This window comes from Kitasatospora sp. NPDC088264 (genome assembly GCF_040685715.1).
Taxonomy (GTDB): domain Bacteria; phylum Actinomycetota; class Actinomycetes; order Streptomycetales; family Streptomycetaceae; genus Kitasatospora.
The window spans coordinates 89726-105740 of record NZ_JBFBIR010000011.1; the positions used below are offsets into that span (position 1 = coordinate 89726).

Genomic DNA, 16015 nt, shown 5'->3' on the forward strand with positions numbered 1-16015 from the left:
GGGGGGTTGCGCTACCGGCTGACGGACTGGGCCAGGCAGAGGATGTTGCCCTCGCTGTCCTTGAACCAGGCGGCGCGCAGGTTGTCGCGTTCGGCGATGCCGTTGACGGTCTTCAGCCCGGGGAAGTCGTACTCCTCGAACGTGATGCCGCGCTCACGCAGGGCCGACATCGCGCCGTCGAGGTCGGCGACCTTGAAGCTGGCGAGGGTGTGGGCGGCCTGTCCGCCGCTGGGGGTGTGGTAGATCGTGAACTGGGTGCCGCCGCAGTCGCAGACCAGTTCCTCGTCGGTCTCCTCGGCGAGCTTGAGGCCGAGGGTGTCGGTGTAGAAACTCCTCGCGCGGGCGAGGTCGGCGGCGGGGATGACGGCCTGCAGTGGTGCGTCTCCAAGCATGGTGCTTCGCCTCCTCCTGCTTCCAGGCTAGGGACGTTGGCGGGCGGGCGCCCACGGGGGCGGGGGCGGCGATGGGTGGCGGCGGGCGGCGGCGGGGCGAGCCGGGCTGGAGCCGGCGGAGCCGGGGCGTGTGCGGGCGGTCGCCGGGTGTCGCCGCGCTCGGAGAGGTGCGGTCGAGCGGGACGAGCGGGGCGCGGAGGGTTCTGCACGGTCGTTCGTGTGCTTTCGCGGGTGGCGGCCCCGTCCGGCGATCGGGTTGTCGCGTCCCGCCGCCCGGTCTCAGCCGCGTTGTGGCCAGTCGTGTGGCACCCGCTCCAGCACGCCGGCGTCGAACAGCTCGTACAGCGGCAGGGTCTCCAGGTGGACGTAGCCGATGTGGCAGTCGCAGACCGGCAACGGGCAGCCGCGCGCCCGCAGCTGGGTGCGGTAGGAGCCGTCGTACAGGTTGCCGAGGACGTCCCGGACGAAGTGGCAGCGGCGGACGGTGCCGTCGCCGTCCACGGAGAGCACGGACTCGCCGGTTCGGCAGGGGCGGTCGGCGCTGGGGTGGGCGTGCCGGCTGTAGCCGAAGTGCGGGTCGACGGCTGCCCAGTCTGCGGCCTCGGCGTCGGTGTAGGTGCGGCCTTCGGCGGCGTTGACCCAGAGGTAGACGCCTGCGGCGAGTTCGGCGCGCAGCCGGCGGGCCTCGGCCAGGTGCTCGGGCTGGCCGACCACGCCGACGCTGTAGCGCACGCCCATGGCGTCCAGCTCCCGGCACTTGGCGAGGAAACGCTCCCGGGTGACCTGGCCGGGGTGGTACGTCACCCAGAGCGCGAGGGTGTCGGGATCGGCGTCGGCGAGCCAGTCGGTCCGGCAGCTGAGGTTGGTCTGGATCGCCACCCGGCGTACGTGCGGGAGCCGACTCAGCTCGACCAGCGCCCGTCGGTACCAGGACCGCACCAGGCCCTCGCCCCAGGGCGTGAACAGCAGGGCGAGGGTGTCACCGCTGCCCGCCCGGCCGGCCGCCCAGCCGGTGAACCGCTCCATGGCCGCGCGGTCGGCGCGCAGTTGATCGGGTGTGTCGCGGCGCTTGGCGAACGGGCAGTAGGGGCAGTCGTAGTCGCAGGAGGCGAGCGGGCCACGGTAGAGCAGGGTGAGGTCGCGCCCGCGGTCGGCCGCGTCGGTCGGTGCGCTCTCGGCGCTCGGTGTGCGCGGTGCGGGCGGGGTGGTGGACGGCAGGCCGAGGAAGGTCATTTCGCCTCGTAGGCCGTCATCAGGGCCCGGACCTCGGGCGAGAACAGCATCGGCCCGGCCGCGTCCGAGTGCGCCAGGCCCTCCGGGCTGAGCACCAGGCGGTCCCGGTCATCGGCGAGCCAGCCGCGCGCGGTGAACTCGGCCAGTTCCGCCGGGAAGTCGGCGGCCGGTGTGCTGCCGAACCGGGCCCGGTAGTCGGCCAACGGCATGCCCTCGGCCTGGAGCAGCGACTGCACCAGGTGCCGCCGGCGTGGTTCCCCGCCGCTCATCCGGTGCCCCACCTCGGCGTGGTGGAAGTCCTCGGTGGCGACGAAGTCGTCGATGATTCCGCGCACCTCGGTGGCGTTCACCGCGTAGTCGAAGGAGTAGTGCAGCCGCGAAGTGTAGGAGCGGGCGCCGCAGCCCAGGCCGACCATGCCATCCGTCTGGCAGGCGTACTCGCTCGCCCCGGCCTGCGGGGAAGCGGCGCGGCGGAACATCCGCATCGACACCTGCTGATAGCCCTGGGCCAGCAGGTGGTCGCGGCCGGTGCGGTAGAGCGCGAGCCGGCGGGTGTCCCAGGCGGAGTGGCTCTCCTGCTCGCCGCGCCGGGCCAGGCCGGTGAGCGGGCGCACGTAGAGCGGGTAGAGGTACAGCTCCTCGGGCTGCCAGGCGAGCGCGGCGTCCAGCGAGTGCAGCCAGCTGGCCTCGGACTGGCCGTCGATGCCGTAGATGAGGTCGATGTTGAGCACCGGGAACCCGGCGGCACGGATCCGGTCGAGGGCGGCCTCCACCTCGGCCCGCTTCTGCGGGCGCACGGCGGAGCGGGCCTCGGCGTCGACGAAGGACTGTACGCCCAGGCTCAGCCGGGTGGTGCCCCGGGCGGCCAGGACCTCCAGCCGGTCGGCGGTCGCGGTGGCGGGGGAGGCCTCCACCGAGAGCGGTATCGCCCGCAGGTCGGCGCCCATCCGCCGCTCGGCGATGTCGCACAGCCGCTCCAGCTCGCGGGCCGTCAGGTAGGTGGGTGTGCCGCCGCCGAAGGCGGCCAGCGCGAAGCGCGCGCCTTCGTCCAGCGCGGTGCGGACGTCCACCGCCTGGCGCTCCAGGGCGTCCAGGTACGCGGTGGTCAGGCCCTCGGGGCTGCCGATCCTGGTGAACAGGTTGCAGAAGCCGCAGCGGACCTCGCAGAACGGGATGTGCAGGTAGAGCGAGAGCGCGTCCTGCGCCTCGCCGGCCCACAGCTCGCGCAGCCCCGGGCGCTCGGGCAGCGGGCGGTAGGCGGTCTTGTGCGGGTAGGCGTAGACGTAGGACTGGTAGGGCGAGTCGGGGCGCGGGGGTGCGGTGGTCATGCGCGCTCCTCGGTGGTGGTGGCGGTGGTGGCGGTGGCAGGGACGGCAGCGGCGGCTGGGCTGGCCGCAGGAGCTGCGGGAGCTGCGGGAGCTGCGGGAGCTGCGGGAGCTGCGGGGGCGGCGGGGTCGGCATCGGGGACGGCCGCGGGGATGGTGAAGTGGGCGTACGGGACGGTCCAGACCACCTCGTGGCCGATCCGGTGCCCGGTGTAGCCGTCCTCGCCGTACGCCGTGCCGTGGTCGGAGCAGACGATCGCGAAGCAGGGGCGGCGGGAGCTCATCGCCGCGAAGAGCCGGCCGATGTGGGCGTCCACGTACTCCAGGGCGGCGGCGTGGCTGGCCCGGGAGTCGCCGTGCTCACGGGTGGCGCCGGGCAGGTGGAACCAGTTGGGCTGGTGCAGCGCCGAGACGTTCAGGAACAGGAACAGCGGTTGCCCGGCGGGCTGTTCGGCGGCGACCCGCTCCGCCCGGGCGACCTGCTCCTCGAAGGACGTCGGGGACGGCACGCCCATCCCGGGATCCCAGTGGCTCTCCTGGAACAGGCCGGGCAGTACCGAGCCGAGCGGGCCCTGCTTGTTGAAGAAGCCCACCCCGCCGATGCAGACCGTCCGGTACCCGGTGGCGGCGAGGGCGGTCGGCAGATCCGGTGCGTCGAACACCCAGGTGCGCGGGGCGGTGCTCTCGGAGCCGGCGAAGCGGGCTGCGAACAGGCGCGGGTGGGGGCCGTCGGGGGAGGCCGGGGTGGGCAGGAAACCGGCCAGGATCGCCTGGTGGGAGGCGTAGGTGAAGCTGCCGGGCGCGTGCCGGCGCTCCCAGCGGCCGCCGGGGAGGAAGGCGGCGAGGTGCGGGATCCGGCCTGCGGCGGCCAGCTCCTCGGCGACGTCGAAGCGGAGCGTGTCGAGCGTGACGAGCAGCAGGTCGTGCGTGCCGACGACCGCGTTCATGTCGGGGGTCGGAGCGGGGGCCTGGGTGTGGGGGGAGGTCTGGTGGTTCATCGGGAGGGTTCCGTGATCTGGTGGTCCGTCGGGGTGGGGAGGGGCGTTCCGGTGGTGCGGCCGGTGGCCCCGGTGAGGGCGGCGAGCTGGGCGCCGTAGGTGTCGAGGCCCTCGGCGGGGCCGCCGGGCAGGCCGGTGAGGTTGGGGAGCAGGTCGCCGAAGGCGTTGACCTCGCCGACCAGGGCGCGCCGCCAGCCGGCCGTGGGCAGGACGTCGACCCCGACCATCAACGAGCCGGGGAAGCAGGCCGCCGCGCGCTCGGCCGTCTCCAGCAGGGCCGGCCATGCGGGCCCGGCGGCCTCCCGGGCCAGGTCGAGGCTGCCCCGGGCGCCGCCGAGGTGCAGGTTGGTCATCGGTTGCGCGCTCGTGCGCACCACCGCGTGGGTGGCCCGGCCGGCGACCACCACCACGCGCAGGTCGGCCGAGCGGCCGGACTGCGCGGCCTTCGGGATCCACTGCTCGACGTGCAGCCCGTCCGGTGCCAGCCGGTCGATGATCTCGGCCACCTCCCGCTCGCCGCGGTACTGGCGGACCCGCAGCGAGTTGTGCAGCAGCCCGTCGGCCAGCTCGACCGAAGTGGTGGCCAGGACCTGCCCGCGCGGCCCGAACTGCAGGGCCGTCACCCCGGAGGCGGAGGAGCCGTGTGCGGGCTTGACGAAGACCCGTCGCAGGCCGGCTGTGGCCAGCCGCCCGCGCAACTGCTCCCAGCCGGTGACCTCGCCGCCCAGCGCCCGGGGTACCGGCACCCCGGCGGCGGCGAGGAGCGCGTGTGCCCGCCGCTTGTCGAACATCACGGCGATCTCCCCCGGATCGCCCAGCAGCCGTACGCCGGGGCGCCCGGCCAGCTCGCGCAGCGCGGCCGTCACCCCCGCGTACCAGGCGGCCGTGCCCTCGACCCGGGTCGGTGCGTAGGACGGGCCGAGCGCCGGGCCGCGCAGCAGTTCGTCGACCAGGGCCTCCTCGCCGGGCGACTCGATCCGCAGCAGGCCGTCCTCGGGCAGCCGGTAGTCGCCGCGCAGCACGTCCAGCCAGGGCAGGACGGCGGGCTCGGGCAGCCCGGCGGCCCGGGCGGCGGCGGCGAACAGCGTCACCCGCCGGTGCCCGGGATTGCCGAGGACGGTCAGCCGCGGTGTCATCGTGCCGTCACCCGCCTACTCGGCGACCGCGACGTAGCGGTCCCCGTCGTCCTCGTCGTCCTCGTCGGGGTCCTCGGCCTCGGAGAGGTCGAGCGCGACCCCGGGCAGGGCCTCGGTGAGGCGCTGCTGCATCTCCTCGCCGACGTAGTGGTGGTGCAGGTCGAGGGCGCGCAGGTGGGTGAGCGGCTGGCCCTCCAGCAGGGCGGCGGCGCCGTCGTCGGAGAGCACGCCCATGGACAGGTCGAGCGACTCCAGCCGGGCCACCACGGGCGCGTGCGCGACGGCCGAGGCGATCTCGTCCTGGAACTCGCTGTTGGCCAGCCCGAGGTGGCGCAGGCTCGGGAGGCGGGCGCCGTCCAGGAAGGGCCCGAGGTCGTCGATCGTGGCGTCACCGCCGTACTCGTCCACGCCGAGCCAGAGCGTCAGGCGCTCCAGTGCCGGCAGCTCGGAACCCGCCACCGCCCGCACCACCCGGGCCGGCAGGCCGCCGGCCTCGAAGCGCAGCGCGGCCAGCCGGTCGTGCCGCACCGGCTGGAGGCTCAGGTCAGTGCCGCCGCGGACGGTCAGTTCGGTCAGCCCGGGGAAGGCCGTCAGCAGCGGGGTGACGTCGCCCATCTCCATCCAGGAGATCTCGCACTCGTCGTAGGTCACGTCCCCGAGGAAGAGCGCTTCCAGGGCGGGCAGGCGCTCCGCTTCCGTGGTGATGGCGGCGACGGTGGCGGCCACGGAGACGTAGTCGCCGCGCCACCAGGGGCCGATCACCAGGGCGCGGACTCCGGCAGGGTCGACGGTGTCGAGGAAGGTCTGCCAGAGCTGAGCGAAGTCGTGCTTCGCGTCGTAGTCCAGGGCGAGCCGCCAGGCGACCGAGCCGGCGGCGGGCGGCGTGCGGGTGCCGTCGTCGGGGGTGAAGTCGCGGATCGGCAGGTCGTGGAAGCGGTCGGGGTGGAGGGAGACGGTCATGTCGGTTCCAGACGGATGGGCGTGGTGGGCTGGTCGGTGCGGCGGTGCGGCGGTGCGGCGGCGTCGGGCGCGCGCGGTCGGTGACGGCTACTCGGCCACGGCGACGTAGCGCCACCGGTCGTCGGGCTTTCCGGCCTCGGAGAGGTCGATCTCGACGCCCGCCAGGGCCTCGGTGAGGCGCTGCTGCACCTCCCCGGTGAGGAAGTGGTGGTGCAGGTCGAGGGCGCGCAGGTGGGTGAGGGGCTGGCCCTCCAGCAGGGCGGTGGCGCCCTGGTCGGTCAGCACGCCCATGGCGAGGCTGAGCGACTCCAGCCGGGCCACCACCGGCGCGTGCGCCACGGCGGCCGCGATGTCGTCCTCGAACTCGCTGTTCTGCAGGCCCAGATGGCGCACCGCGGGGAAGCGTGTGCCGTCCAGGAAGGGGGCGAGGTCGTCCAGCGTGGCGTCGCCGCCGTAGTTGTCGACGCCGAGCCAGAGTTCGAGCCGCTCCAGGGCGGGGAAGTCGCAGCCGGCCACCGCCCGCACCACCCGGGCCGGCAGGCCGCCGGCCTCGAAGCGCAGGGCTCGCAGCGCCTCGTGGCGCACGGGTGTCAGCTCCAGGTTGTTGCCGCCGCGCACCACCAGCTCGGCCAGCTCGGGGTAGGCCGTCAGCAGCGGGGTGACGTCGCACATCTCCAACCAGGAGATCTCGCTCTCCTCGTACGTGACGTCGCCGACGAAGAGCCCTCGCAGCGCGGGCAGCCGGCCCGCCGCCTCGACGATCGCGGCCAGGGCGGCGTCGAGTTGCTCCGGCTCGTCGGAGAACCACGGGCCGATCACCACGGCCGTCACGCGCTCGGTGTCGACCGTGTCGAGGAACTGCCGCCAGCGCTCGGTGAAGGCCTCCTCGGAGTCGTAGTGCAGGCCGATCCGCCAGGCGGCCGACGCCGGCTCCGGCAGGGTCACGGCTGCCGCGTCGCCGCCGTCGGCGGCCTCGTCCAGGGCCTGGACGAAGTCGAAGACCGGGAGACCGTGGAACTGCTCGATGTGGTGGTTGACGGTCATGCGCTGCTCCTCAGGGGTCGGGGCCGAACACGTGTCTACCAGTCGGGTCCGACAATCCGGTGGCCGGGTGGCGGGCCGGGCGCGTTGTCAGACCCATGCCCTACGTTCTGGTCGTGGCTCCGGAACGTGACCGCGAACAGCGCGGCGGAGCCCGGGATTCCGGCAGCCGCCGGGGTCCGGCCGTACGGCGAGGGGGACTGATGTACCGCCAGGGTGATGTGCTGATCGTGCCGGTCGAGGAGGGCGCCGTGCCGCCCCGGGTGGCCGCGCTGGCCGTCCAGCCCCGGGACGGCCGGGGCCGGATGGTGCTGGCCCTCGGGGAGGTCACCGGCCACGCGCACGCCGTGGTCGGTCCCGGGGAACTGCGCCGGGAGGCCGGTCCGTTCGGCGCGGGCTGGCTGCACCTGCCCGAGGGCGGCCGGGTGGTGCACGAGGAGCATGCGGCGATACCGCTGCCGAAGAGCTGGTACCGGGTGGTGCGCCAGCGCGAGTACACCCCGGGCGCAGTGCGGGTGGTCGCGGACTGACGCGGGGCCCGACGAGCGGACCGGTGGCTGATGGGCGGGTGACCGGGCGTCGGGCGACGGCAGGCGGCGCGCAGACGGGTGGGCGGGCGCGGCGTGCAACGCGGAACGTGCAGCGTGGAACGCGCAGTGCCGAACGGAACGGAAGCAGGCGGCCGGGCGGGGAGCCCGGCCGGGAACGGAGCAGACGATGGAGACGACGATTCCCGACCGCCCGGCGGGCGCGGTGACGGCCGGGCCCGCCGAGGTGACGGCCCGCTGGCGGGCCGCTGCGGCGGCCACCGGTCCGGCCGACCGGTCGGCGGCCGAGCACGCGGTCCGGGCCGCCTACCGGGCGGCCGGGCTGCCCGAGCCCACGGCCGTCCGCTGGTTCGGCTCGCCGTTCGCCGCCGCCGAGGCGGCGTTGCAACTGCGGGCCGCCGGCGCGGTGAGCGTGCGCGAGGCCGTGCGCACCGGGCCCTGGGAACAGGCCCGGCGGCGGGCCGTCGAGGAGGTCGGCGCGGCCGGGTGGGCGGCGCACTGGGCACTCACCGGTGGCGAGCTCGGCCCGGTCACCACCCCGTTCGCCGACCGCATCCGCACGGCGGTCCTCGACCGGCTCGCCCCCGAGGTCGACCGTGAGGAGGCCTCGGACGACGTGGCCGCCGCCGCCCGCGCCCGGCGCACCACCGTACGGCTCGCCCTGCTCGACGCCGTGCGCGGCCAGCACGACGCTCCCTGGTTCGCCGCCTTCGAGGCCGCCTCCGACGCGGCCGGGGGCAGCGCCGAGGCCGTCGCGCCGCTCGCCGGGGTGGCCCGCGAGGCCGGCTGGTGGTGGCCGTACCAGGACGTCGCGCTGGTCAGCGAGCGCCCCGTCGCGCTGCACCGCGACGAGGCCGGGCGGCTCGACCGGGCGGACGGCCCCGCCCTGGAGTACGCCGACGGCTTCGCCCTGCACGCCTGGCGCGGCATGCCCGTGCCCGCCGAGTTCCTGGCCGGGCTGGCCGACGTCACCGTCGAGCGGATCCGCACCGAGGAGAACGCCGAACTGCGCCGCGTCCTGCTGGAGCACTACGGCTACGAGCGCTACCTGGCCGACTCCGGTGCCGAGCCCATCCACCGCGACGAGACCGGCGTGCTCTGGCGGATCACCCTGCCCGACGACGAACCGGTGGTCATGGTCGAGGTCGTCAACTCGACCGCCGAGCCCGACGGCACCTTCCGCACCTACTGGCTGCGCGTCCCGCCGAGCACCCGCACCGCCCGCGCCGGGGTCGCCTGGACCTTCGGCATACCCGAGTCCGAGTACCACCCACAGCGCGAGACCTGACCGGCCCGGCCCCCGGCGCAGGCCGCTGAGCTGCGAATCTCGGCCGGCCGCTCCCGCCGCCGCCCTCGGCGGGCTGCGGGACAGGTCAGCGTGGGGTCGGTCCGACGTTGCGGACCCAGACGGGGAAGGGGGTCATGGCGTTGGGCGCGGTCTGGTCCGACGGGTTGGTCCCGGCTGGCCGTCGGTCGCTCAGGAAGCTCTCGACGACCGGAGCGAGGTCGTCGGAGGTCAGGTAGGTGCCGCCGAACGGCAGTTCATCGACGGCCACCGATCCGGTGGAGCAGCGGAGTTGATCGACCTGTTCGTCGTGCCACACGTAGAAGGTCGCCACCCCGGCGAAGCCCAGCGCATGGATACGGAGCCGGATGGCCTGAGCGGTCCGTTCGAAGGCGGCGACGACCTCGGTCACGGACAAGGATCGCTTGTCCTCGTCCTCCGCGCTCAGGTACCAGGTGTTGGTCCGCCACTCGACCCGCCGGTCGCTCGGCTCCAGTACCAGCGGTTCGTCCGCTATTTCGGCGATCCATGTCAACAGCACCCCGGAATTGTCCCGGCCGGTGCGGATCGCGCAGTCGTCGGGGTCGGCCGGGATCAGGGGGCGCGGGCGATGAGCACGGGTTGGAAGAAGCCCGTTCGGGCGGGTGGTTGCCAGCGGGAGGCGGTGAAGCCGGCCTCGGAGGCGAGGGTGGTGAGCTGGGACTGGGTGAGCGCCCAGTAGGTGGAGCGACGGATGTCGGTCTGCCAGTGGCCGGTGGCATCCGGGGTGAGGCGGAAGAGCTCCAGGTCGTAGCGCTCGCCGTCCTCGTGCCAGTGCCAGAGCTGGAAGATGACGGACCGCAGGCCGTCGCGTTCGCTGGTCTGGGGCGGGGTGGAGGCCGGGCGGGAGCGGCGCAGGTCGTCGTAGGGGCGGGTGGTGAGCAGGAGCAGACCGCAGGGGCGCAGCATGCGGCGCATCTCGGTGAGGGCGGTGCGGACGTCCTCGGGGGTGAGTAGGTGGGGGAGCGCGTTGTCGGCGCAGACGACGACGTCGAACCGGGCGTCGGCGAAGGGGAGCCGGCGCATGTCGGCGGCCGCGGTGGGGAGACGGAGGCCCCGTCGGGCGGCTTCGGCGGCGGCCCGGGCGGCGGACGCCGGGCTGAGGTCGGTGCCGGTGACGCGGTGGCCGAGGGCGGCGAGGCCGAGGGACTGGGTGCCGATGCCGCACGCGCAGTCCAGGACGTCGACCGGGCGATCGCCGAGGCCGGCGCGGATCAGGGCGTCGAGGCTGGCGCCCTGGCGGGCGACGGAGGCGTCCCAGTCGGGGTAGAGGAGGTGGTACCCGGCCGCGAACTCGTCGTAGAAGCGGCCGACGGGGGACTGTGGGGAGGGGGTCATGGCGTCGGAGGCTCCACGGTGGAGAGAGGGGTGAAGAGCGGGCACGACGGGCGTTGACGTGGGCGAGGTGGTAGGCGGGGCCCTCGCCTGCCCGTTCGTCACGCCGTCATCCTCGCCCAGTCGTACCGGGGGCGGACACCGGTTTTCCGAGGGCGGGGAACGATGGGGCGGCACGGTGGAACGAGTGTCGAACGAGTATCCGTCGGGCGGGACGGGATGCGTCGAGCGGCAGTGCGGGGAGGTGCCGGCTGTGCTGGCCGCCTTCGAGGCGGACGGCGGAGGTTCGGAGCCGGTGACCGGGCTGATCGCGGCAGGCGGTCTGCGAGTGGTCCGGGGAACCGCCCTGCGGTACGAGGGGATGACCCGGAGGGTGAAACGGTTCGCCGGGCGGGCGGGCCACGGGGATGATGCCGGTATGCGCACCTTCGAAGAGCTGATCGCCGAGGCCGAGGCGGTGTCCGTGGACGGCTGGGACTTCTCCTGGCTTTCCGGCCGCGCCACCGAGGAACGGCCGTCCTGGGGCTACCAGCGGCTGCTGGCCGAGCAGCTGGGCCGGGCCTCGGCGGCCTTGGACATCCAGACGGGCGGCGGCGAGGTGCTGGCCGGCGCGGCCCGGCTCGCCGCTGCGAAGCCCGTCGCAGGAAAGTCCGCCCCCGGTGCGCCCGCCCCCGCGCAGCGCGGAGCGCTTCCGGCCACCATGGCGGCCACCGAGTCCTGGCCGCCGAACGTCGCGCGCGCCACCGGCCTGCTGCACCCGCTGGGCGTGGTGGTAGTCGCGGACCCGGACGAGCCGCCGCTGCCGTTCGGCGACGGGGCCTTCGACCTGGTCACCAGCCGTCATCCGGTGAAGGCCTGGTGGTCGGAGATCGCCCGGGTGCTGCGGCCCGGCGGTACCTACTGCGCCCAGCACGTGGGACCGGCGTCCGGCTTCGAACTGGTCGAGTACTTCCTCGGCCCGCAGCCCGAGGCACGCCGGGCCCGCCGCCCGGAGGACGAGAGCGCCGCCGCGCGGGCCGCCGGGCTGGAGGTGGTGGACCTGCGCTCCGAGCGGCTCCGGATGGAGTTCCTCGACATCGGCGCGGTGGTGTACTTCCTGCGCAAGGTGATCTGGATGGTCCCGGGCTTCACCGTCGACGCCTACCGGGACCGGCTGCGCGAGCTGGACGCCCGGATCCGAGCCGAGGGCCCGTTCGTGGCCCACTCGGCGCGTTTCCTGATGGAGGCGCGCAGGTAGATCGACTGATCCGGTGTCCGCATCGTACAGATATGGAAGAGTCGAGGGAAGTCTGGAAGGTCCGGCTGGCCGCCCCTGCCAGTGTGAGCACCGTTTGTCCGGGAGACAGCTCGAAAAGTGCTCTGAACTGGAGAGATGTCCCGTGCAGTCCCGCGTCGAGAGCGATTCGATAGGTGTTGGGCGGCCTGCTCAGCCAGTGCGATGGGACCCATGGGCCTCCAGCTGGGGGCCTCCGCGGGTAAGGGTGCTGACAGTGGCCGAGTCTCGCGTCCGGGCTTGTTGGGCAGGGTCTGCTCGTACCTATGCTGACCTCTTGCTGACCATATCTGATGAACCATCAGATATGCGCTGTGGCTCACAACAGGCCGGGCAGGCCGGCGGTGGTGGCGCGGCGAGGATGGCGACCTGGCGGCCGTCGAAGATGCGTTGGCCGATGCCGGGGTGTTCCTCGATGTGGTGCAAGGCGTCCGTCCAGCGGCCGGTGGAGGTGAGGGCGCGGGTTCCGTCGGCGATGATGACCCGCCACAGCCACTGGCGGACTTCACTGCGCTGCTCTCCGGTCTCGGTGAGGTGGGCGGGGACGGTGATGCCGTCAAGGGAGGACTTGGTGGCGGTGGTGACGGCGCGGTAGAGGCCGAGGAGGAGTTGGCGGCCGCGGCGGTGGTGGCCGGCGCGGATGTGGAGGCGGGCGAGGTTGACGATCGGCTCCAGGCCGCGGATGGCGCTCGTCGAGGGGAGCGGGCCGCGGGTGAGGTAGAGGGCGGCGTGGCGGTGGCACAGGTCGCGGGCGTAGTCGGGCAGGGCGAGGTCGGAGGCGAGGAGCGCGGCCTGGTTGAAGACGGTGGAGGCGAGGCCCGGATCGTTCTGCCGGGGGCCGTGTCGGCCAGCCCGGTGAGTCGGCCGACACGGGCGTCGAGGGGTTCGAGAGGACACCGCATCGCGCCCGTACCCGAGGCCTGGCGGTGCACGGCTCCGTCACCGAAGTCGAGTGACGCTTCCACAAGCACCACTCACGGATCCTCGCGATGAGCTCTTCATCGGGCCACGCCGCGGATTCGGGTCACAACCGGCACGGTGGAAGCAGCCGGTGACATCGATCCGAGAACGTGGACCCGTCGAGTGCGGGACCGGCGGAAGTCCCGGCGCCGATGGTCTTGGTTGGGCTGCAGGCTGCGCTGGTCACCTGCGTGAGCGCTCCCGGTGGCGGTCCCGGCACGTCGGGCATTTCCTGGAGGGGGCGAGCCGATCGTCAACCATCTCGTCCAGGACAGTTGACCCAGGGAGTATGTGATGCCCGCCGATGCGTCAGGGCCGGATCCGGGGGGGATCGGGGGACGCGCGGCCGCCGGACGGCAAGGGCGAGCGGTCGGCTCACGGCGGGCGGCCCGAGCCGGCCGAGCTCTCGACGGGCGAACGCAGTGAGCTGGACCAGCTGCGGCACCGTCTCAGCGCCCTGGAGGCGTCCGCACAGCCGTCAGGGGACCGGCACCACCGGCTTCGTACGTCGGGCGCGGTCGTCCTGATCGTCATCTCCTCTCTACTGGCGCTGCTCTCGGTCATCGCGGTCTGGACGAACTCGATCGTCGGCGACACCGACCGGTACGTCGCCACGGTCGCGCCGCTGGCCGGCAATCCGGATGTCCAGGCCGCGCTCACCGATCGGGTCACGTCGGAGGTCCTGGCCCAGATCGACGTGAAGGCCGTGGTGAACGAGCTGTCCCAGGCAGCCGTCCAGCAGGGTGCGCCACCCGAGCTCGGCAAGCTGATCGGCGGCCTGAGCGGGCCGATCACCAGCGGCCTCACGCAGTTGGTCAGCACCACCGTGAACAAGGTGGTGACCAGCGATCAGTTCGCGACCCTGTGGGTCGACGCGAACCGGGTGGTGCACTCCTCGCTGGACAAGGCGCTGACGGGCAAGGGCGGGGGAGCGGTCTCGCTGGAGAACAACCAGGTCGCCATCGATATCGGGCCGATCGTCGCCAAGGTCAAGGACCAGTTGGTGAGCTCCGGCTTCGGACCCGCCGCGAAGATTCCGGAGGTGCACACCAGCTTCGTGGTGTTCGCCTCGAAGGACATCGGCAAGGTCAAGAGCTACTTCCGGCTTCTGGAGATCATGGGGTCCTGGCTCCCGGTCATCGCGGTGCTGATCGCCGCGGCCGGCGTGTTCACCGCCGTGAACCGGCGTCGCGGCCTGATCGGTGCCGCCCTCGGGGTGGCCGTCGCCATGCTCCTGCTGGGAGCCGTGCTGACGGTCTTCCGGTCGTTCTACCTCGATCACCTGCCGCCGGGGGCATCCCAGGCCGCCGCCGGCGCGATCTACGACGCACTGATCCGCTTCCTGCGCGCAGGCATCCGGGTCGTCGGCGTGACGGCGCTGGTGGCGGCTGCCGGCGCGTTCCTGATCGGCCCGTCCAGGGCCGCCGTCGCCGTCCGCAGCGCCTGCAGCTCGTCGATCGGCGCGTTGCGCGAGGTGGCGACGTCACACGGCATGCGCCTCGGGCCGGTGGGCCGCTTCGTGCACCGCTGCAAGCGCTGGATCGGCGCCGCCATCCTGGTTGTGGCAGCGGTCGTCCTCGCCACCTGGAACTACCCGACGGCGGTCGTGGTTCTGTGGATCGTCGTCGTGGTGCTGGCCGGGTTCGCGATCCGGGAGTTCCTGGATTCCGAACCGGGAGGCTCCCCTCCGGTGCCGTCGGCACCCACGGTCGAAGGCGGCCCATCCGCAGGTGGTTGAGGCTCCGGGACCAGGGACGCGACGCCGCGCCCAAGACGCTGCCGGCAGCGTTCAGCGCGGATCGGCACCAGTGCCGGGTGCGCGTCTGCCGCCTCCCCGAAATGCTGCCCGTGCAGTCGGGATGCGTCTCGGCAGGAGTGTTCGGGGTGTGGTGGTCGCCGATGTGCAGCTGCTCCCGGAAGCGGTTCTCGTTTCGGAAGCCTCTCCGTGACCGGCCTCCGCGCCTTCGGCCCGGTCAGAGCCAGCCGCGCCGGGCGGACTTCAGCCCGGCCTCGAAGCGGCTGGCGGCTTCGAGGCGTTCCATCAGGGCCGCCATCTGGCGCCGGACGGTGCGGACCGAGACGCCGAGCCGCTTGGCCACCGCTTCGTCGGTGAGTCCGGTGGAGAGGAGGCGCAGGACCTCGCGCTCGCCGGGGCTGAGGCCCACCGGCTCCCCACCGGCGCGGTCGTCGGCGATCGGGACGGCGGCCTCCCAGGTCCGTTCGAACAGGGCGACCAGTGGGGCGACGATCCCCGGCTCCCTGGTGCACAGGGCGCCGGCCCGGGTGTTCTGCGGGTCGATCGGTACCACCGCGGTGCTCCGGTCGAAGACCAGCATCCGCGGCGGCAGGACGGGAGCGGTCCGCACCTCGCCGCCGAGGCCGACCAGCCAGCGGGCGTAGCCGAGGGTCGCCGGATCGTCGTGGACGCTGTCCTGGTAGATGGTGCGCAGGCCGACCCCGCGCAGCAGGGCCTCCTCGTCCAGGGGGCGGGAGGCGGCCAGGCTGGCCGCGGACTGGGCGCCGCCGGGCATCACCGCCAGGGCCTCGGTGGTCAGCCGGGCGCTCAGCATCTCCAGCTTCTCCTGGATGGCGTCCAGCCCGACGAGCCGTTCGCGGCCGCCGACCGGGGTGTCGGTGCGCAGCGTCGCGTACGCCGCCAGGGCGCGTGCGACGGCCGCCTTGGAGGCGGCAAACTCCTGCTGACGGCAGGCGAGTTCCTCTTCCTGTCGGCGCAGCAGGAGGTCGAGCCCGCGTTCCGGGCTGACCGGTCGCAGCGCGCCGGGCCGATCGCGGGAGGCCCGGAGCAGGGTGAGGTCCGCGAGCCGGTCGAGGGCGGTGTGCACGGCGGCCTCGGGAAGCGCGAGCCGGTCGCAGATTTCGGCGATCCCTCCGTCGGGGTCGGTGAGCATTTCCCGGTAGACCGCTTCCGCGGTGGTGTCCAACCCCAGCAGTTCCAGCATTCCGCGCCCCCGATCCCCGTGGTCGATTCGGTATTCCCGATCGGCCCGTTGTCGATCTTTCCGCCGGGTGGACACCCTTGCAAGGCATGATCCGGTCAACGCCCCCGCCCAGGTCGTCCGGGCCTCTTTGCAGCAAGCTGCCTGGCCTGATCCTGCCTGCCGGATCCGCTTCCCGTGACGGTTCGTGGAGGGGAGGATTCGCCGTGCGCGCTCTCTCGCCAAAGCCCGGACACCCAGAATTCCGGCGCCCTCGCCCTGGTTCCCGCACAGAACAGGACTCCGTCGTGTCCGTCCGCCCGCTCGCCACCGTCCTCGTGTCCCTCGCCCTCGCCGCCCCGGTCGTCCCCGCTCTCGCCACCCTCGCCGCCTCCGCCGCCTTGGCCCTCGCCGCCGGGGGTGCGGGCGGCGGGATCGGCTGGGACGGCCCCTCCGCCAGGTCGATCGGTTGGGACACCCCGCCTGCCGCCGAGGCCTCCGGGCGGTCCTGACCTCGGTGTTACCGGTCCACCTGGCCCTGTCGGCCGGTTCCG

The 16015-nt window shown here is 73.5% G+C and carries 15 protein-coding genes and 1 pseudogene; 5 read left to right on the top strand and 11 right to left on the bottom strand.

Annotated elements, in window-relative coordinates; all coding sequences use genetic code 11:
* Nucleotides 1-11: 11 nt before the first annotated feature.
* From AB0O82_RS11820 to AB0O82_RS11850, 7 genes are all read right to left on the bottom strand, one after another.
* On the bottom strand, nt 12-392 hold the full coding sequence (locus AB0O82_RS11820) for a VOC family protein (RefSeq protein WP_363582641.1): 381 nt from the start codon (nt 390-392) through the stop codon (nt 12-14).
* 279 nt (nt 393-671) lie between these two features.
* Nucleotides 672-1625: an STM4011 family radical SAM protein gene (locus tag AB0O82_RS11825; RefSeq protein ID WP_363582643.1), complete on the bottom strand. Its 954-nt coding sequence runs from the start codon at nt 1623-1625 to the stop codon at nt 672-674.
* Nucleotides 1622-2953 carry an STM4012 family radical SAM protein gene (locus tag AB0O82_RS11830; RefSeq protein WP_363582645.1) on the bottom strand — a complete coding sequence of 444 codons (1332 nt, stop codon included), beginning with the start codon at nt 2951-2953 and terminating at the stop codon, nt 1622-1624. The genes AB0O82_RS11825 and AB0O82_RS11830 overlap by 4 nt, the downstream gene beginning before the upstream one ends.
* Complete coding sequence (locus tag AB0O82_RS11835) at nt 2950-3897, bottom strand: STM4013/SEN3800 family hydrolase (RefSeq protein WP_363582773.1); 948 nt, start codon at nt 3895-3897, stop codon at nt 2950-2952. The genes AB0O82_RS11830 and AB0O82_RS11835 overlap by 4 nt, the downstream gene beginning before the upstream one ends.
* A gap of 47 nt (nt 3898-3944) precedes the next feature.
* Nucleotides 3945-5084 (bottom strand): STM4014 family protein, encoded by a 1140-nt coding sequence (locus tag AB0O82_RS11840; RefSeq protein WP_363582647.1) that lies wholly within the window; start codon nt 5082-5084, stop codon nt 3945-3947.
* Between the two features lie 15 nt (nt 5085-5099).
* Nucleotides 5100-6044, bottom strand: a complete 945-nt coding sequence (locus AB0O82_RS11845) for an STM4015 family protein (protein WP_363582649.1) — start codon at nt 6042-6044, stop codon at nt 5100-5102.
* An 87-nt stretch (nt 6045-6131) separates the two neighbouring features.
* On the bottom strand, nt 6132-7088 hold the full coding sequence (locus AB0O82_RS11850) for an STM4015 family protein (RefSeq protein WP_363582651.1): 957 nt from the start codon (nt 7086-7088) through the stop codon (nt 6132-6134).
* Nucleotides 7089-7288: 200 nt separating this feature from the next.
* On the opposite strand from AB0O82_RS11850, the gene AB0O82_RS11855 reads away from it, so the two are divergent.
* Together AB0O82_RS11855 and AB0O82_RS11860 are read left to right on the top strand one after the other, a co-directional pair.
* A complete protein-coding gene (locus AB0O82_RS11855) occupies nt 7289-7615 on the top strand; it encodes a hypothetical protein (protein ID WP_063350717.1) in 327 nt (108 codons plus the stop codon).
* A gap of 187 nt (nt 7616-7802) precedes the next feature.
* Nucleotides 7803-8921, top strand: coding sequence for a DUF6745 domain-containing protein (locus tag AB0O82_RS11860; RefSeq protein ID WP_363582652.1), 1119 nt, complete (start codon nt 7803-7805; stop codon nt 8919-8921).
* An 85-nt stretch (nt 8922-9006) separates the two neighbouring features.
* Here AB0O82_RS11860 and AB0O82_RS11865 read toward each other — a convergent pair whose 3' ends face one another.
* Nucleotides 9007-9459, bottom strand: a complete 453-nt coding sequence (locus AB0O82_RS11865; protein ID WP_363582653.1) for a hypothetical protein — start codon at nt 9457-9459, stop codon at nt 9007-9009.
* 53 nt (nt 9460-9512) lie between these two features.
* Nucleotides 9513-10295, bottom strand: coding sequence for a class I SAM-dependent methyltransferase (locus tag AB0O82_RS11870; protein ID WP_363582655.1), 783 nt, complete (start codon nt 10293-10295; stop codon nt 9513-9515).
* A 415-nt stretch (nt 10296-10710) separates the two neighbouring features.
* On the opposite strand from AB0O82_RS11870, the gene AB0O82_RS11875 reads away from it, so the two are divergent.
* Nucleotides 10711-11529, top strand: a complete 819-nt coding sequence (locus AB0O82_RS11875) for a methyltransferase domain-containing protein (protein ID WP_363582657.1) — start codon at nt 10711-10713, stop codon at nt 11527-11529.
* 387 nt (nt 11530-11916) lie between these two features.
* Here the strand turns inward: AB0O82_RS11875 and AB0O82_RS11880 are convergent.
* A pseudogene (locus AB0O82_RS11880) lies at nt 11917-12467 on the bottom strand (hypothetical protein); the annotation flags it as partial.
* 362 nt (nt 12468-12829) lie between these two features.
* Here AB0O82_RS11880 and AB0O82_RS11885 point away from each other — a divergent pair.
* The gene (locus tag AB0O82_RS11885; protein WP_363582659.1) at nt 12830-14263 is read left to right on the top strand and encodes a hypothetical protein; all 1434 of its coding nucleotides are present in this window, start codon (nt 12830-12832) and stop codon (nt 14261-14263) included.
* A gap of 235 nt (nt 14264-14498) precedes the next feature.
* On the opposite strand, the gene AB0O82_RS11890 is transcribed toward AB0O82_RS11885, so the two are convergent.
* Complete coding sequence (locus AB0O82_RS11890; protein ID WP_363582661.1) at nt 14499-15485, bottom strand: helix-turn-helix transcriptional regulator; 987 nt, start codon at nt 15483-15485, stop codon at nt 14499-14501.
* A gap of 284 nt (nt 15486-15769) precedes the next feature.
* Here AB0O82_RS11890 and AB0O82_RS11895 point away from each other — a divergent pair, with 284 nt between their 5' ends.
* Nucleotides 15770-15973, top strand: coding sequence for a hypothetical protein (locus AB0O82_RS11895; protein ID WP_363582663.1), 204 nt, complete (start codon nt 15770-15772; stop codon nt 15971-15973).
* Nucleotides 15974-16015: the final 42 nt, after the last annotated feature.

Bases quoted from the DNA above. Each gene is read 5' to 3' on its own strand.
- AB0O82_RS11820 (WP_363582641.1), bottom strand. From the start codon at position 392: ATGCTTGGAGACGCACCACTGCAGGCCGTCATCCCCGCCGCCGACCTC.
- AB0O82_RS11825 (WP_363582643.1), bottom strand. From the start codon at position 1,625: ATGACCTTCCTCGGCCTGCCGTCCACCACCCCGCCCGCACCGCGCACA.
- AB0O82_RS11830 (WP_363582645.1), bottom strand. From the start codon at position 2,953: ATGACCACCGCACCCCCGCGCCCCGACTCGCCCTACCAGTCCTACGTC.
- AB0O82_RS11835 (WP_363582773.1), bottom strand. From the start codon at position 3,897: ATGAACGCGGTCGTCGGCACGCACGACCTGCTGCTCGTCACGCTCGAC.
- AB0O82_RS11840 (WP_363582647.1), bottom strand. From the start codon at position 5,084: ATGACACCGCGGCTGACCGTCCTCGGCAATCCCGGGCACCGGCGGGTG.
- AB0O82_RS11845 (WP_363582649.1), bottom strand. From the start codon at position 6,044: ATGACCGTCTCCCTCCACCCCGACCGCTTCCACGACCTGCCGATCCGC.
- AB0O82_RS11850 (WP_363582651.1), bottom strand. From the start codon at position 7,088: ATGACCGTCAACCACCACATCGAGCAGTTCCACGGTCTCCCGGTCTTC.
- AB0O82_RS11855 (WP_063350717.1), top strand. From the start codon at position 7,289: ATGTACCGCCAGGGTGATGTGCTGATCGTGCCGGTCGAGGAGGGCGCC.
- AB0O82_RS11860 (WP_363582652.1), top strand. From the start codon at position 7,803: ATGGAGACGACGATTCCCGACCGCCCGGCGGGCGCGGTGACGGCCGGG.
- AB0O82_RS11870 (WP_363582655.1), bottom strand. From the start codon at position 10,295: ATGACCCCCTCCCCACAGTCCCCCGTCGGCCGCTTCTACGACGAGTTC.
- AB0O82_RS11875 (WP_363582657.1), top strand. From the start codon at position 10,711: ATGCGCACCTTCGAAGAGCTGATCGCCGAGGCCGAGGCGGTGTCCGTG.
- AB0O82_RS11885 (WP_363582659.1), top strand. From the start codon at position 12,830: ATGCGTCAGGGCCGGATCCGGGGGGGATCGGGGGACGCGCGGCCGCCG.
- AB0O82_RS11890 (WP_363582661.1), bottom strand. From the start codon at position 15,485: ATGCTGGAACTGCTGGGGTTGGACACCACCGCGGAAGCGGTCTACCGG.